The 15,633-nt window shown below is 72.2% G+C and carries 15 protein-coding genes; 2 read left to right on the top strand and 13 right to left on the bottom strand.

Annotated elements, in window-relative coordinates; genetic code table 11:
* Positions 1 to 50: 50 nt before the first annotated feature.
* The 6 genes from AC4BGB_RS17460 to mutM form a co-directional block, all read right to left on the bottom strand.
* Complete coding sequence (locus AC4BGB_RS17460; protein WP_490548195.1) at positions 51 to 341, bottom strand: hypothetical protein; 291 nt, start codon at positions 339 to 341, stop codon at positions 51 to 53.
* Between the two features lie 89 nt (positions 342 to 430).
* Entirely contained in the window at positions 431 to 898 is a 468-nt protein-coding gene (locus AC4BGB_RS17455; protein ID WP_490548194.1) for an acyl-CoA thioesterase, read from the bottom strand.
* 5 nt (positions 899 to 903) lie between these two features.
* A complete protein-coding gene (locus AC4BGB_RS17450) occupies positions 904 to 1,917 on the bottom strand; it encodes an AF_0692 family protein (RefSeq protein ID WP_490548193.1) in 1,014 nt (337 codons plus the stop codon).
* A 66-nt stretch (positions 1,918 to 1,983) separates the two neighbouring features.
* On the bottom strand, positions 1,984 to 5,541 hold the full coding sequence (smc, locus tag AC4BGB_RS17445) for a chromosome segregation protein SMC (protein ID WP_490548192.1): 3,558 nt from the start codon (positions 5,539 to 5,541) through the stop codon (positions 1,984 to 1,986).
* A 196-nt stretch (positions 5,542 to 5,737) separates the two neighbouring features.
* Positions 5,738 to 5,944, bottom strand: coding sequence for a hypothetical protein (locus AC4BGB_RS17440; protein ID WP_490548191.1), 207 nt, complete (start codon positions 5,942 to 5,944; stop codon positions 5,738 to 5,740).
* Between the two features lie 79 nt (positions 5,945 to 6,023).
* Entirely contained in the window at positions 6,024 to 6,887 is an 864-nt protein-coding gene (gene mutM / locus AC4BGB_RS17435; protein WP_490548190.1) for a bifunctional DNA-formamidopyrimidine glycosylase/DNA-(apurinic or apyrimidinic site) lyase, read from the bottom strand.
* Positions 6,888 to 7,047: 160 nt separating this feature from the next.
* Here mutM and AC4BGB_RS17430 point away from each other — a divergent pair, with 160 nt between their 5' ends.
* Positions 7,048 to 8,673 carry an alpha/beta hydrolase gene (locus tag AC4BGB_RS17430; protein WP_490548189.1) on the top strand — a complete coding sequence of 542 codons (1,626 nt, stop codon included), beginning with the start codon at positions 7,048 to 7,050 and terminating at the stop codon, positions 8,671 to 8,673.
* A gap of 24 nt (positions 8,674 to 8,697) precedes the next feature.
* On the opposite strand, the gene rnc is transcribed toward AC4BGB_RS17430, so the two are convergent.
* The 7 genes from rnc to AC4BGB_RS17395 form a co-directional block, all read right to left on the bottom strand.
* Positions 8,698 to 9,435 (bottom strand): ribonuclease III, encoded by a 738-nt coding sequence (gene rnc, locus AC4BGB_RS17425; RefSeq protein WP_490548188.1) that lies wholly within the window; start codon positions 9,433 to 9,435, stop codon positions 8,698 to 8,700.
* 14 nt (positions 9,436 to 9,449) lie between these two features.
* The gene (rpmF, locus tag AC4BGB_RS17420) at positions 9,450 to 9,635 is read right to left on the bottom strand and encodes a 50S ribosomal protein L32 (RefSeq protein ID WP_490548187.1); all 186 of its coding nucleotides are present in this window, start codon (positions 9,633 to 9,635) and stop codon (positions 9,450 to 9,452) included.
* 75 nt (positions 9,636 to 9,710) lie between these two features.
* Positions 9,711 to 10,241: a YceD family protein gene (locus AC4BGB_RS17415; RefSeq protein ID WP_490548186.1), complete on the bottom strand. Its 531-nt coding sequence runs from the start codon at positions 10,239 to 10,241 to the stop codon at positions 9,711 to 9,713.
* Between the two features lie 128 nt (positions 10,242 to 10,369).
* Positions 10,370 to 10,873, bottom strand: a complete 504-nt coding sequence (gene coaD, locus AC4BGB_RS17410) for a pantetheine-phosphate adenylyltransferase (RefSeq protein ID WP_490548185.1) — start codon at positions 10,871 to 10,873, stop codon at positions 10,370 to 10,372.
* 13 nt (positions 10,874 to 10,886) lie between these two features.
* On the bottom strand, positions 10,887 to 11,459 hold the full coding sequence (gene rsmD, locus AC4BGB_RS17405) for a 16S rRNA (guanine(966)-N(2))-methyltransferase RsmD (RefSeq protein ID WP_490548184.1): 573 nt from the start codon (positions 11,457 to 11,459) through the stop codon (positions 10,887 to 10,889).
* Positions 11,456 to 13,630 carry an ATP-dependent DNA helicase RecG gene (locus AC4BGB_RS17400; RefSeq protein ID WP_490548183.1) on the bottom strand — a complete coding sequence of 725 codons (2,175 nt, stop codon included), beginning with the start codon at positions 13,628 to 13,630 and terminating at the stop codon, positions 11,456 to 11,458. Before AC4BGB_RS17400 ends, rsmD begins: the two co-directional genes overlap by 4 nt.
* Positions 13,630 to 15,270 carry a DAK2 domain-containing protein gene (locus AC4BGB_RS17395; RefSeq protein WP_490548182.1) on the bottom strand — a complete coding sequence of 547 codons (1,641 nt, stop codon included), beginning with the start codon at positions 15,268 to 15,270 and terminating at the stop codon, positions 13,630 to 13,632. Before AC4BGB_RS17395 ends, AC4BGB_RS17400 begins: the two co-directional genes overlap by 1 nt.
* Before the next feature lie 166 nt (positions 15,271 to 15,436).
* Between AC4BGB_RS17395 and rpmB the strand changes: the two genes are divergently transcribed.
* Positions 15,437 to 15,622 (top strand): 50S ribosomal protein L28, encoded by a 186-nt coding sequence (gene rpmB, locus AC4BGB_RS17390; protein ID WP_348089035.1) that lies wholly within the window; start codon positions 15,437 to 15,439, stop codon positions 15,620 to 15,622.
* Positions 15,623 to 15,633 lie beyond the last annotated feature (11 nt).

Here is a 15,633-nt window from a genome sequence, read left to right as displayed (position 1 = left end):
TCCAATCAAACAGGCGGCCGGACAGCCTCAGCGGTGCGTGCCCGACCGGTCTAGGCAGCCCCGCGGTGATGGTGATGGGGCCGTTCGTCCGTCACCGCGTCCCGGGCGTCCGGCACCGAGTCCTCGGCGTCCTCGAAGTCCTCGTCCGTCTCGGCGACGTACGCCGGAGCGAGCACGATGTCGGGCTCGAGCACCGGCAGCGCGTCCGCCCACCTGCGCAGGGACTCCCCGAACTCGGGTTTGTACGGCATCTCGAGACCACGGTAGGGATACGCGGCGTACAGCATGATCACTGCACTGATCCCGAGCGCAAACAGCAACATGAGCACGAACACGACCATGGGTGCCCCTCGGTTTGAAGCGATGGTCCGGCGTCATGTCAAGTCTCCACGCCGGCCCAAAGCGGCCCGAGTGCTCCCGCGGGGGCTGCTCAGTCGCGCAGCAGGGGTACGACGGCCGCGCGGATCTGCTCGGGAATCGGCCGCACCGCTCGCCCGGCGCCGGCCTCGCCGGTGTTGTCCACGTATACGTGCACGAAGCGCCCCTCGGCGGCGGCCTCGGCCCCCTCGCGCTCGGGATCTCCCTGGAACAGGCCGATCCGGTAGATCACCGAGGACGTGCCCACCTTGTCCACGACCAGCCCCATGTCGACCGGCGCAGGATAGCCCATCTCCGAGAAGTAGCGGCAGCTCACCTCCGCCACCACCCCGACCGCGTCCAGCGAGCGGATGTTCACGCCGGTCGCCTCCGTGAGGTGGGCGTTGACCGCGGTGTCGATCAGGTCGAAGTAGCGGGCGTTGTTCATGTGGCCGTAGACGTCGTCGTCGGACCACCGGGTGGTCGCCTGGCGCCACACGGCGTAGTCACTGCGGCGGGGGCGTACGGGTCGCTCGGTCACGCGCATCATTGTGCCGGTCCCAGAGCGCGATCCCGCTCTCGGGTGCGCGCGCGGAGCAACGCACCGAGAGCGAGCACGAGCAGGAGGACGACGACGTTCTGGACCAGCTTCCCCGCGGGGTCCCCACCTGGGGGCGTCGGCACCAGGAACCCGATCATGGTGCGCTCCAGGACACCGCCGAACGCGAACGCCACCAGGTGCCGAGCGGTCCAGTCCGGCGATCTCGCACACCGCACCAGCAGGACCCCGGCCGTGATCGCCGCCCCCCACACCATGACCAGTCCGACCCAGGAGGCCGGCGCCAGGTCGAAGAGCCCCATCAGCACGAACCCAGCGATGCCGAGCACGGCCGGTGCGCCGGCACCTCTCCCCTGGACCCTGGTAACCGGCCCACCGAGCGGGGTGAAGGCGGCGGCGGCCAGCGTCAGCGCCAAGGCGAGGGAGAGCCCGTACCTGGCCGTCGAGACCTCGGCTTCGGGCCCACGCTCGTCGAAGTGGATCAGCGTGGCGACGCCCACCGCGAGAGCGGTCAGCACCGCAATTCCCCACCGGCCCAACCACGGGCGCCCGCGGCCTGCCGGCAGCAGCGCCTCGACGACCACCATCGGCGCGGCCAGGCTCATCACCACGTGACCCAGGGCCCAGGACGACAGTGCGAGGACGCTGACGCCCGCGATGGTGACCCCGCGGATGTCACCCCAGAGCTCGATCTCCTCGGCCGTCTGCGGGATCCACAGCGACAGGTCAACCCACGTCGGCATCAGGACCCCGACGGCGCCGGCAAGCAGCAGCCGTCCGGGCCACCCACGACCGGTGCGTACGGCGATCTCGCGGATCAGCAGGCCCACCCCGCCGTACAACGGGGCCAGGAAGGCAATCAGGAACAGCGTCCCGCCGAGCTCGCCGGTGATGTCGAGGTAGGACTGGATGATCTCGGCGAACACCGGTGCCCCGAACAGCAGGCAGAGCGCCCCGATGGTCCGAGTGCGCCCGTCTGCTGGACCCGGCGATTCGCTCACCCCAGGAACACTAGAGTGGACGCTCCATTAATGCACGACTAATGCACGACCGTGCGCGGGCGGGCCTCAGGCCGGCTGCTGCTCACGGAGACGCTGGCTGATCACCGCGGAGACGCCGTCGCCACGCATGGTCACCCCGTAGAGCGCGTCGCCGACCTCCATCGTGCGCTTCTGGTGGGTGATCACCAGGAGCTGGGAGTTCTCGCGCAGCTCCTCGTAGATCTCCAGGAGCCGGCCGAGGTTGGTGTCGTCCAGCGCCGCCTCGACCTCGTCGAGGATGTAGAACGGCGAGGGCCGCGCCTTGAACAGCGAGACCAGGAACGCCACCGCGACCAGGGACCGCTCGCCTCCCGAGAGCAGCGAGAGCCGCTTGACCCGCTTGCCGGCCGGACGGGCCTCCACCTCGATGCCGGTGTTGAGCATGTCACCGGGCTCGGTCAGCACGAGCCGGCCCTCGCCGCCGGGGAACAGCCGGGCGAACGTGGAGTCGAAGGCCCGGCTCACGTCGGCGTACGCCTCGGTGAAGACCTGCTCGACCCGCTCGTCGACCTCGGTGACGATGTCGAGGAGGTGCTTGCGGGTGTTGCGCAGGTCCTCGAGCTGCTCGGTGAGGAACCGGTGCCGCTCCTCCAGCGCCGAGAACTCCTCGAGGGCCAGCGGGTTGATCCGGCCCAGCTGGGCCAGCGCACGCTCGGCGCTGCGCAGCCGCTTGGTCTGCTCCTCGCGGTCGTAGGGCACCGGGGGCGGCGGCTCGGCGTCATCCCCCGCGGCCGACGTCTCGAGGTCGATGTGCGGGACCGGCTGGTCGGGGCCGTAGTCGGCGACCAGTCCCTCGAGGTCCATCCCGAGCTCCTCGAGGGCTCGCTCCTCGAGCTGCTCGATCCGCATCCGCTGCTGGGTGCGTGCCATCTCGTCGCGGTGCACCGAGCTGACCAGCTCGTCGAGCTCGCGCCCGAGGTCGCGCAGCCGCACCCGGGTCTCGCGCAGCTCCTGCTCACGCCCGGCGCGGGCCTGCTCGACGCGGGTCCGCTCCGCGGCGGCCAGCGCCACGGACTCCTCGAGCCGCGCGAGCACGACGGCCACGCCGCGGCCGACGGCGTCCGCGACCCGCCCCTCGCGCAGGAGCTGCTCGCGGCGGGCGATCGCGGCGGCCCGGGCCTCGCGCTCCCTGCGCGCCGTGCGCAGCAGCGAGTCGGCGCGGCCGTGCAGGGCGCGCGCACGCTCCTCGGTGGTGCGCAGGGCCAGGCGGGCGTCCATCTCGGCCGCCCGGGCCGTGCGTGAGGCCTCCGCGAGACGCTCGCGCTCGCCGGTGTCGGGCTCCTCCTCGGGGGCGTCCTCGGCCGCGGCGAGGCGGGCCTCGAGGTCGGCCAGCCCCTCGAGGTCCTTGTCGCGGGCCACCCGCGCCGCCTCGATCGCCTGCTCGAGGCGGGCCGCCTCGGCGCGGGCGTTGCGGACCTGGGAGCTGTACTGCCCGAGCTCCTCGGCGACGGCGGCCAGGGTGGCGTCCGACTCGTGGAGCTTCGCCAGCGCGACGTCGGCCCGGCGCAGGGCCTCCTCGCGCTCGCGCTCGAGGGTGGAGACGTCGAAGGTGAGCCGCTCGACGGTGTGCGCCGCGGCGGTGAGCTGCTCGGTGGCCTCGTCGACCGCCGCCTGCACCTCGAGCAGGCTGGGCTGGGCCGAGGATCCGCCGGCGGCGAAGTGGGTGCCGAGCAGGTCTCCCTCGCGGGTGACCGCGGTGAGGTCCGCCGCGTCGTGCACCAGCGCCCTGGCGGCGGGAAGGTCCTCGACCACCGCCACCTTGTGCAGCAGCCGGGCCAGCGCGGGGCGGAGCTCGGCCGGGCACTCCACGACGTCCACGGCGTACGCCGCACCCGAGGGCAGCCCGGGCCAGGAGGCGTCGTCGGCGCTGGCTCCGCCGAGCAGGATGCCGGCCCGGCCGAGGTCGTCGTCCTTGAGGTGCGCGATCGCCCCGATGGCGGCGTCCACGTCACGGAACGCGACGGCGTCCGCAGCGCTGCCCAGGGCTGCCGCCACGGCCGCCTCGTAGCCGGTCCGGACGCTGAGCAGGGCCGCCACCGAGCCGAGCAGCCCGCTGACCGGCTCGGTGGCCGCGAGCAGGGCACCGGCGCCGTCCTTGCGGTTCAGGCCGAGCTCGAGGGCCTCCTTGCGGGCGGTGAGCGAGCTGCGCTCCCGCTCGGCAGCGGTGAGGTCGCCGCGGATCTTGGCCAGCCGGTCCTCGATGTCGGCGAGGTGGGCGCTGGCGGCCTCGTGCTCGGCGTCGAGCCCCTCCTCGCCCGCGTCGAGGCTGGCGACCCGGGACTCCAGCGAGGTGAAGTCCTGCTGGGCCCGCTCGGCACGCGCCACGACGTCGGCCTGCGCCTGGGTGAGGCGGCCGACCTCCTCCTCGGCGGCCGCCGCCCGGCTCCGCAGCCCGTTGACCTGGCCGTGCAGGCGCGCCATCCCCTCGCGGCGGTCCGCGGCAGCGCGCTGGAGGCCCGCCACCCGGCGCTCCTCCTCGGTGAAGGCCTGCTCGGCGGCCTGCCGGGCGGTGACCGCCGCCTCGAGCGCGGTCCGGTTCCCGGCCACCTCGGCGTCGATCGCCTCCTCCTGCGTGCGCGCACGGGCGGCCTCGGCCTCGAGCTCGTCGGGGTCGCGGCCGGCCGGCACCTCGGGCTGGGACGCGGCGTTGCGGACCCGCTCGGCCGCGAGGCCGGCGGTGCCACGGAGCCGTTCGCGCAGGCCGGAGAGCCCGAACCAGGTCTCCTGGGCGCGGGAGAGCGCCGGCAGGTCCTCGCGCAGCGCGGCCTCGAGGGCGGCCTCGGTCTCGCGGGTGGCGGCCAGGGCAGCCTCGACCTCCGCGCGACGCTCCAGCAGCACCGTCTCGTCGGCCAGCTCCTTCTCCAGGGCGGTGCGGGCGGTGACGAGGTCGTCGGCCATCAGTCGCGCCCGGGCATCGCGGACCTCCGCCTGGACCGTCTGCGCCCGGCGGGCGACCTCGGCCTGGCGCCCCAGCGGCTTGAGCTGGCGGCGGATCTCGCTGAGCAGGTCGCTGAGCCGGGTGAGGTTGCCCTCGGTCGAGTCCAGCTTGCGCAGCGCCTTCTCCTTGCGCTTGCGGTGCTTGAGGACGCCCGCGGCCTCCTCGATGAACCCGCGCCGGTCCTCCGGGGTCGCGTGCAGGATCGAGTCGAGCTGGCCCTGCCCGACGATCACGTGCATCTCGCGCCCGATGCCGGAGTCGCTGAGCAGCTCCTGGACGTCGAGCAGGCGGCAGTTGCTGCCGTTGATGGCGTACTCCGAGCCGCCGTTGCGGAACATGGTCCGGCTGATCGTGACCTCGGTGTACTCGATCGGGAGGGCACCGTCGCTGTTGTCGATGGTCAGGTTCACCTCGGCACGACCCAGGGGCGGGCGGCCGGAGGTCCCGGCGAAGATGACGTCCTCCATCTTGCCGCCGCGCAGCGACTTGGCGCCCTGCTCCCCCATCACCCAGGCGAGCGCGTCGACGACGTTGGACTTGCCCGAGCCGTTGGGACCGACGATGCAGGTGATGCCCGGCTCGAGGTCCAGGGTCGTCGAGGACGCGAAGGACTTGAAGCCCTTGATGGTGAGGCTCTTCAGGTACAACGTGCGCTCCCTGCCAGTCGTCGAGGTCCGACATCTGCTGGACGCGGCATCATCTCAGACCGGACAGGCCTGGCTCCGCGACGGGGAAGGTCAGCGCCTCGACCCTAGCCACCGGGGTGCGGTGATCCGGGGAGGCGTGCCGGTGTGTGCCCGAGGACCAGCTGGCCCCGTGAACGGGACCGGCGTCGGACCGTGGTCAGGAGTGAGCGAGGCTTCCGTCGCGTGCGACCGCCTGGTCGACCGACTCGGAGGCGACCGCGGCGAGCGCGTCGTTCTCCTTCTGGAGCCGCAGCACGATCTGCTCGAGGTCTGCCACCCGCTGACGCAGGGCACGGTTCTCGAGCAGGAGACGGGTCGCCTCGCGAGGGTCGCCGCCGATGGAGCCGAGTAGCGCCTTCGCCATGAAATGTGCCTTCCGGAAAAGCCGAGATGTATGGCCCGCCCGGGCCGTCTACAAGAGTCTCATGGGCACGGCACCCCCATCAACCCCGCGGGCGGCGGGGAGCGGGCTGGCAGACCGGGCAGAAGAACGAGGAGCGGTTCATGAACGTGGCCCGGCGGATCGGCGTACCGCAGCGCAGGCAGGGCTCGCCCTCCCGCCCGTAGGCCTTCAGCGAGCGGTCGAAGTAGCCGCTCTCGCCGTTGACGTTGACGTAGAGCGCGTCGAAGGAGGTGCCGCCCTGGGCGAGCGCCTCCAGCATCACCGCGCGGGCGCCCTCGATGACCGTCCCCACCTCGCGCTTGCTGAGGCGGGATCCGGGGCGCTCGCCGTGCACCCGCGCCAGCCACAGGCCCTCGTCGGCGTAGATGTTGCCCACGCCGGAGACCACGTTCTGGTTGAGCAGCAGTCGCTTGATCCCCGACTGGCTGCGCCGGACCCGGGTCACGAAGGCGGCCTCGTCGAACTTCTCGTCCAGCGGGTCGCGGGCGATGTGCGCGATCTCGGAGGGGACCACCGCACCCCCCTCGGAGATCGCGAGGCCACCGAACATGCGCTGGTCGACGAAGCGCAGCTCGAGCGGCTCGCCGGCCTGCGGGGCGAGGACGAACCTGACCCGCAGGTGGCGCTCGTCGGGGGCGCCGGGCCGCTGCACCAGCAGCTGGCCGCTCATCCCGAGGTGGCCGAGGAGGGCGTCGCCGCCGTCGAGGGAGAGCCACAGGTACTTGCCGCGGCGGTGGGCGCCGGTGAACGACTGCCCGGTCAGGCGGGCGGCGAAGTCGGACGCGCCGCCGGCGTGGCGGCGTACCGGACGGGGGTGGAGGACCTCGACGTGCTCGATCCGGTGCCCCAGCACGTGGGCCTCCAGGCCGCGTCGTACCACCTCGACCTCGGGCAGCTCGGGCATCGCACCTCCTCGCGCTCGGAACCGGCCCCGAGTCCGGGAACCCCCTGGAGACCATCGAGTGGCCCATACTGTCAAAGTGCCTCCACCGGACGGCGCGGAGAGCCGACGTCCACGGGTCAGGGCGGGTCGCCCGAGACCTGCGCGCTGGCCGCTGAGGAGCGTGGCCGAACGCTGCCGCTACACCCTCCCGGGACTGTGGACGGCACTCGTCTTCGCGCTGCTCTCGTTCACGCCCTCGCTCCTCCCCCGACCGGCGGTCTTCCAGGGCGCCCTGGCCGGCATCGACGGGGCTCTGGGCTACGGGCTCGGGCTGCTCGGCGCCTGGGTGTGGCGTGAGTACGCCGACCGCGACCCCCGTCCACCCTCGGCGAGGTCCTGGCGCATCCTCGCGATCGCGGCTCCGGTGCTGGCCCTGGTCGGCACGCTGCTCGGCCTGCGCTGGCAGCGGCAGAGTGCCGACCTGATCGGGACCGATCCCGCGGGGCTGTGGTCGCTGCTGGTGGTCCCGGTGGTCGCAGGCCTGGTCTTCGTCGCGCTCGTGGCGCTGGCCCGGGCCGTGCGCACGGCGTACCGCAGGCTCTCGGCCAGGCTGCAACGCCACATGGGCAGGCGGGCAGCCCGGGCCACCGGCCTCGTGCTGCTGACCACGTTCCTGGCGCTGACGCTCACCGGGGTCGCGTGGAACTGGGCGATCAGCGCCGTCGACAGCAGCTTCGCGGTCAGTGACCTGACCACCCCGCGCGGGGTCACCGCACCGGAGACCGGCCTGCGCTCCGGCGGTCCGGGGTCGCTGATCGAGTGGGACACCCTGGGGCGCGAGGGCCGCACCTTCACCGGTCGAGGCCCCGACGCCGAGGACATCACGGCCCTGACGCAGGCACCCGCCCAGGAGCCCATCCGGATCTTCGCCGGCACCGCCTCGGCCGAGGGCACCGAGGCCCAGTCCAGGCTGGCGGTCCGGGACCTCGCACGCGCAGGGGGCTTCGAGCGCAAGGCGCTGCTCGTGGTGACGACCACCGGGAGCGGCTGGGTCGAGCCGAGCGCGGCCAGCAGCTTCGAGTACCTGACCGGTGGGGACTCCGCGATCGTGGCGCTGCAGTACTCCCACCTGCCGTCGTGGCTGGCCTTCCTGGTCGACCAGCGCAAGGCGCGCGACGCGGGCCGGGACCTCTTCGACGCGGTCTACAGCCGATGGTCAGGGCTCCCGGCCGACCAGCGGCCGAAGCTCTACGTCTTCGGCGAGAGCCTGGGCTCCTTCGGCGGCGAGAACGCCTTCAGCGGCGAGGTCGACCTGGGCAACCGGACCGACGGCGCCCTGTTCGTGGGCCCACCGAGCTTCAACCCGCTGTACCGCGACTTCGTGGACGGTCGCGACTCCGGGAGCCCCGAGGTGGAGCCGGTCTACCGGGACGGACGGACCATCCGCTTCGCCAACCGGGCCCGCACCTCCATCCCGCCGACCGGCCGCGCCTGGAACGGGACCCGCGTCGTCTACCTCCAGCACGCCTCGGACCCGGTCACGTGGTGGAGTCCCGACCTGGTGCTGAACCGCCCGGACTGGCTGGAGGAGGACCGGGGTGCCGACGTCTCGGACTCGATGCGCTGGGTGCCCCTCGTCACGTTCTGGCAGGTGTCGGCCGATCTGGCCCTGGGGTTCTCCAACCCTCCCGGGCACGGGCACAACTTCAGCGGTGAGCACGTGGATGCGTGGAACGCGATCATCCGGCCGCAGGGATGGGGTCCCGCCCAGCTCGAGGAGCTGCGTGGGTTGATGCGCCGTGGGTAGCCGGACCGCGGGGCTTGAGAAGCCTCAGGCCTGGTCCGCGGTGTGCTCGTCGACCGACGGCGGCAGCTCCTTGCTCAGGGTGCGGTAGGCCGACTCGGCCGCCTGCTGCTCGGCCTCCTTCTTCGACCGGCCCACGCCGTGGCCGTGCAGCCGGTCGGCCACCCTGACCTGGGCGGTGAACGTCTTCATGTGGTCGGGCCCCGCGTCCTCGATCACGTACGCCGGGACGCCGAGGGCGTGCAGGGCGCTGAGCTCCTGCAGGCTCGTCTTCCAGTCGAGGCCGGCGCCCATGGCCGCAGCGGCCTCGAGCATCGGGTCGAAGAGCAGGTGGATCAGCCGTCCGGCGCTCTCGAAGCCACCGGAGAGGTAGACGGCGCCGATCAGCGCCTCCACCGTGTCGGAGAGGATCGAGGCCTTGTTGCGGCCGCCGGTGGACTCCTCGCCTTTGCCGAGCCGGATGTGCTCGCCGAGCCCGATCGTGCGGGCGACCTCGGCCAGGGCGCGGGCGTTGACCACGGCTGCCCGCAGCTTGGCCAGCCGTCCCTCCGAGAGGGTCGGGTGGGTCACGTAGAGCGTCTCGGTGATCACCACGCCGAGCACGGAGTCGCCGAGGAACTCGAGCCGTTCGTTGGTCGGCAGGTTGCCGTTCTCGTAGGCGTACGAGCGGTGCGTCAGGGCAAGCTCGAGGAGCTCGGGATCCAGAGTGGGATTCCCGAGCGCCTCACGCAGCTCGTTGCTGTCGGGCCGACCCGATGCTGACAACCTGGAGCTCGTGGTCAGAGGACCTGACGGCGGTCAGCCTTGGCGCCGTACTGACCACACTGGGGGCAGGCACGGTGCGGCAGGTGCTTGGAGCCACAGGCGGGGTTGGAACAGGTCACGAGCGAGGGCACGACGGCCTTCCAGGCAGAACGACGGTGCCGCGTGTTCGAACGCGACATCTTCCGCTTCGGGACAGCCACGGTTGCTCCTTGAGTTCGAGGAAAGTTCTTGGGTGATGCGGTCTTCGGCGGGTGCCGACGGTGGTGCTGGTGGTGCTAGTCCTGCTCCGGCTCCACCACGACGTTGCCGAGGGCGGCCCACCTGGGGTCCACCGGCTCGTCGTGGTGGTGCTCCGGGTCGTCCGCGAGCCGCGCGCCACACTCGACGCACAGACCCGGGCAGTCGTCCCGGCACAGCGGCTGGAACGGCAGTGCAAGCACCACCGCGTCCCGCAGCAGTGGCTCGAGATCGATCAGATCGTCCTCGAGCCTGCTGACCTCGTCGTCCTGTTCGTCACCGCGTGCTGCGTCTCCGGAGTCGTCGTAGACGAACAGTTCCTGGAGGTCGACCGAGATGTTGTCCGTGATCGGCTCCAGGCACCGTGCGCACTCCCCCTCCAGCACGGCTTGCGCCGTGCCGGTGACGAGCACACCTTCCATGACCGCCTCGAGCCGCAGATCGATGTCGATCTTGCTGCCCTCGGGTACGCCCAGGATCTCGATGCCAAGCTCTGCAGGTGCTTCGGCGGAGAATGTCTTCTTGCGTTGCGACCCCGGGCGGCGGCCGAGCTCGCGGGTGTCGAGCACGAGCGGCGCTCTCGGGTCGAGACTGCGCAAAGTTTCACTTCCGTCTTGGTACATGCAGAACCTGCGGCAGTCTACCGGCGACCCGCCACCGAGCCAAAACGCGGGAAGATCCTCCCGCGTGAGGTGGATCAGGAGCCGTCCTCGGCGGCGCGCTCCGCGAGCCGCTCGGTGAGCCGGATGAGCACGTCCGGCGGGATCAGTCCGGAGACGTCTCCCCCGAACGTGGCAACCTCCTTGACCAGCGAGGAGGCCAGGAAGGAGTACTCCGGGCTGGTGGGGATGAACACGGTCTCCACGTCGACCAGCGAGGAGTTCATCTGGGCCATCTGCAGCTCGTAGTCGAAGTCGCTCACGGCCCGGAGCCCCTTGACGATGGCGCGGATGCCGCGCTCCTCGCAGAACGTGGTGAGCAGGCCCTCGAAGCCCGCCACGGTCACGTTGGGGAAGTCCGCGCAGGCCTTCTCGAGCATCGACATCCGCTCCTCGGCCGTGAACAGCCGGGCGCGGGACTTGCTCTTGTTGACCCCCACCGCGACGACGACCTCGTCGAAGAGCAGCGAGGCCCGCGAGATGATGTCGATGTGGCCGTTGGTCACAGGATCGAACGATCCCGGGCACACGACTCTGCGCACGGGGCGCTCCTCATCAGGGTTCGGGGACATCGGCGCGAACGTACCAGAGCACCGTCTCGCCGTACTTGCGCTCCCGGTCGCGCACCAGTCCCGGTGGCCACGCCGGCTCGGGGCTGCGCACCGAGCGCTCGACGACGAGCACGGCTCCCGCGGCGAGCCAGCCCTGGTCGAGGAGCTGGGCCAGGACGGCCTCGAGGGCCGCGTTCTCCAGCGGGTACGGCGGGTCGGCGAACACCACGTCGTAGGGGGCCAGCGGCGGCTGTCCCAGCACCCGCGCCACGGGAAGGGCCAGGGCCTCGACCTTGTGGAAGTGCAGGGCGGCGGCGTTCTCCTGCACCAGCCTCGCCGTACGCCGGTCCGACTCCACCGCGGTCACCACGCCGGCACCACGTGACATCGCCTCGAGCCCGACCGCGCCGGAGCCGGCGTAGAGGTCGAGGAAGCGCAGGCCCCTCAGCGAGCCCAGGTCGGACTCCAGCGCCGAGAACAGCGCCTCGCGCACCCGGTCGGAGGTGGGCCGGGTGCCCTCGCCGGGGGGCGTCTTGAGCCGGCGGCCGCCCGCGGAGCCGCCGATGATGCGGGTCATGTCTTCTCCAGGTACTCCGCCTGCTCGGACTCCTCGAGCAGGCGGGTCGCGGCGGCCAGGGCAGGGGTGCTGGACAGGTCCGGGTCGGCGGCCAGGTTGGCCTTGGCTGCGGCGCGGGCACGGGCGATCACGTCCTCGTCGCGGAGCACCGAGAGCAGCTTGAGCCCCGAGCGGCCCCCGCTCTGCTCGCTGCCGAGGACGTTGCCCTCGCGGCGCTGCTCGAGGTCGATGCGGGAGAGCTCGAACCCGTCGCGGGTCCCGGCCACGGCGAGCAGCCGCTCCATCGAGGGGCCGGCCGGGTCCGCGGCGCTGACCAGGAGGCAGAGACCGTTGTGCCCGCCCCGCCCGATCCGGCCACGGAGCTGGTGCAGCTGGGAGACGCCGAAGCGGTCGGCGTCGAGGATGACCATCACCGTGGCGTTGGGCACGTCGACGCCCACCTCGATCACGGTGGTCGAGACGAGCACGTCGACCTCGCCCGCGGCGAACGCCTGCATCACGCGGTCCTTCTCCTCGGGCGCGAGCCGGCCGTGCAGCATCTCCACGCGCAGCCCCGAGAGCGCACCCGCGGCCAGCTCCGGCGCCAGCTCCTCCACCGCCCGCAGCGGCACCTTGACCTCGGGGTCCTCAGTGCCCTCGTCGGGGTCGATCCGGGCGCACACGACGTAGGCCTGGTGGCTGGCCGCGACCTCCTCGCGGACCCGCTCCCAGGCGCGCTCGAGCCACTCCGGGCGGGCCAGGATGGGGACGACGGTCGTCTGCACCTCGCCGCGGCCGGCCGGGAGCTCGGAGAGCGTGGAGGTGTCGAGGTCCCCGAAGACGGTCATCGCCACGGTGCGCGGGATCGGGGTCGCCGTCATCACGAGCACGTGCGGCGGGAGCCCGGCCTTGGTGCCGAGCGCGGCGCGCTGCTCGACCCCGAACCGGTGCTGCTCGTCGACCACGACGAGGCCGAGGTCGGCGAACTGGACGTGCTCCTCGAGCAGGGCGTGGGTGCCGATGACGATCCCGGCCTCCCCGCCCGCCGCCTCGGCCAGCGCCTGCCGGCGGGCGGCGGCGTTCAGCGAGCCGGTCAGCAGCGCGACGCGGGTAGCGCCCTCGGCACCCCCGAGCAGGCCGCCCTCCGCGAGGTCACCGAGCATGCCGAGCATGGAGCGGTGGTGCTGCTGGGCGAGCACCTCGGTGGGGGCCAGCAGCGCGGCCTGCCCGCCGGAGTCGACCACCTGGAGCATGGCGCGCAGCGCGACCACGGTCTTGCCCGACCCGACCTCGCCCTGGAGCAGCCGGTGCATCGGGTGGCCGAGGCCGAGCTCGCCTGCGATCTCCTCCCCCACGTCGCGCTGCCCCTGGGTCAGGGCGAACGGCAGCCGCTGGTCGAACCGGTCCAGCAGCCCGCCGGGCCTGCCCGGTCGCGGGTTCGCGACGGTGGACTCGACGGCCGCGCGGCGCCGGGCGAGCACGGTCTGGGTGATGAACGCCTCGTCGAACTTGAGCCGCTTCTCCGCGCTGGCCTTCTGGGCGTAGGTGTCCGGCCGGTGGATCCAGCGGTACGCCGGCCCGGCCGCGATCAGGTCCTCGGCCTCCCGCACCCCCTCCGGGAGGACCTCGGGCACCTCCTCGACGAGGTCGAGCGCCATCCGGATGGTGTCCTCGAACTGCCAGGTGTTCACCCCCGCCACCGAGGCGTAGAGCGGGATCAGGTCGGGCATCTCAGCGAGGTCGTCACCGGGACCGCCGTACATCCTGGAGGCGGGGTTGGTCAGCTGCCACTGGTGGTTGAACCACTTCAACCGGCCGCTGAAGACGCCCACGCTCCCGACGGGCAGCTCCTGGGTGGCGCGCCAGTCGGCCGTGGTTTGGTGCTTGTCGAAGTAGGTCAGCAGCAGGCTGCCGCCCTCCGCGCGGACCCGCACCTCCAGCCGGTAGGCGGTACGCCGGGTGCGCTTGTCCTGGTAGGGCTTCTGCACCGACGAGACCACCTCGCCCACCAGGGAGAGGATGTCTCCCTCGGTGAGCTCCTCGAGCTCGCTCAGGGAGCCCTTGCGCACGTAGCGGCGCGGATAGATGCCGAGGAGCTGGCCGACGGTCTCGACGCCGGTGGCCTTGACGATCTTCTTGTAGTGCTTCCCCCCGACCGCCGCGACGGGTGAGTCCCACGAGACCTGGACCACTACTCCACCGCCATCAGCAGGGGGTAGCGCTCCTGCCCACCCTGGTAGAGCACCACGTCCACCCCGGGATGGGCGCTCTGGACCCAGTGCTCGCAGGCCTGCGCGAGGTCGCCCGCCTCCGATCCGGCCACGAGCGTCACCAGCTCGCCGCCGCCACCGAGGAGCCGCTCGAGCACGCCGGTCGCGACCTCGTAGATGTCCTCGCCGACGATGGCGAAGTCGCCGTGCACCACGCCGAGGACGTCGCCCACGGCACAGGGACCAGCGGTGGTCATCGCCTGCTTGGCGGCCACCGTGACCGCGCCGTCGCGGGCGCCGCGCGCCGCCGAGGTCATCTGCACCACGTCGCTCTCCAGCGGGCGGCCGGGCTCGTGCACGGCCAGCGCGGCGATGCCCTGGACCTGGGCCCGCGTGGGGATCACCACGACCTGCACCCCTCTGGCCTCGGCCTCATGGGCCGCCGCCTCCGCGACGCCGATGGTGTCCGGGTCGTTGGGCAGGACGATGACCTCCTTGGCGCCGGTCGCCTCGATCGCGGCCAGCACCTCCCCCGTGCTGGGCCTGCTGCCCGGTCCGCCCCGCAGGACCTCCGCGCCGGACTTCTCGAACAGCTCTGCCAACCCCGGGCCGGCGGCCATGATCACCAGCTTGCGGCCCTGGCGCTCGGACCGCTTCTGCCTGGCCCGGGCGACCTGCTCGGCGAAGTGCGTGACCGCGATCCGTCGCGGCACCCCCGCACGGATGCCGGCCTCGACGGCAGCGCCCACGTCGTCGACGTGGATGTGCACGTTCCACAGTCCCTCGCCACCGACCACGACCAGCGAGTCGCCCAGCGGCGCCAGCTCCTCGCGCAGCTGGGGGATGTCCTGGTCGTCGGCCTGCAGGAGGTACATCACCTCGTAGGCGGGGCCGTCCTCGGTCAGGTCGTCGGTGGGCACCCTGACCACCGGGATCGCCGGGTGACCGACCCGCGGCGTGGCCGAGGCGGCCCGCTTGCCGGTGATCGCCGACTCGGCGGAGTCGAGCACCACGCAGAGCCCGCGGCCGCCGGCGTCCACCACCTCGGCGTCCTTGAGGACCTGCAGCTGGTCGGGAGTCCTCGCCAGGGCCTCGCGGGCAGCGGTCGCCGCGGCGCGGACGACGTCGCCGAGGCGGTCCTCCGGCACCTCCGCGGCCTCGGCGGCCGCCTGCGAGGCGGCCCGCGCGACGCTGAGGATCGTGCCCTCCACCGGCTTGCCGACCGCGGAGTAGGCGGCGTCGGTGGCCAGGGCCATCCCCTCCGCGAACACGGCCGCCGACCGGTCACCGGGCCCGGCCTGGCCGATCCGGCGCAGCAGGGCCCCGACGAGCTGACTCAGGATCACCCCCGAGTTGCCCCGGGCGCCCAGCAGCGCTCCGCGCGAGTAGGCGTGCAATGCCGCACGGAGGTCGTCGGGGTGCTCCTCGAGGGCGCGGACCAGGGCGTCCCGGGCCGACTCCACGGTGAGGAACATGTTGGTGCCGGTGTCGCCGTCGGGCACCGGGTAGACGTTGAGGGCGTCGATCTCCTCACGCGCGGCGGCGAGCCCGTCCACCGCGAGGTCGGCGAACCGGCGTACGACGTCGAGGTCGAAGGTGGCGACCTCTTCGCGTGCTGGCATACGTCGTACTCCTGGCGGGTGAGGGTGAGGGATCACCGTAGTTGTTCAGTCTCGATTCGCGTCGAGACACGGCTCTGAGTTAGTCTCGTGAGGTTGTCCGGACCGCTCACTTCGGTGAGTTCCGGACCCCCCGATCTGAATCCCAGAACTATCCGAGGAGTGCACGGTGGCTGCCGTCTGCGACATCTGCGCCAAGAAGCCCGGTTTCGGCAACAACCGTCCCTGGTCGCGCAAAATCACGAAGCGTCGCTTCGACCCGAACATCCAGCGTGTGCGCGCGACCGTGAACGGTGCGCCCAAGCGTCTCAACGTCTGCACCGGCTGCCTGAAGGCCGGCAAGGTCACCCGCTGACCGTCTGACAA

The organism is Nocardioides sp. Z30_9 (genome assembly GCF_058215735.1).
The sequence above is the reverse complement of the archived record's forward strand: the minus strand, read 5'-3'. Positions and strand labels throughout refer to the sequence as shown.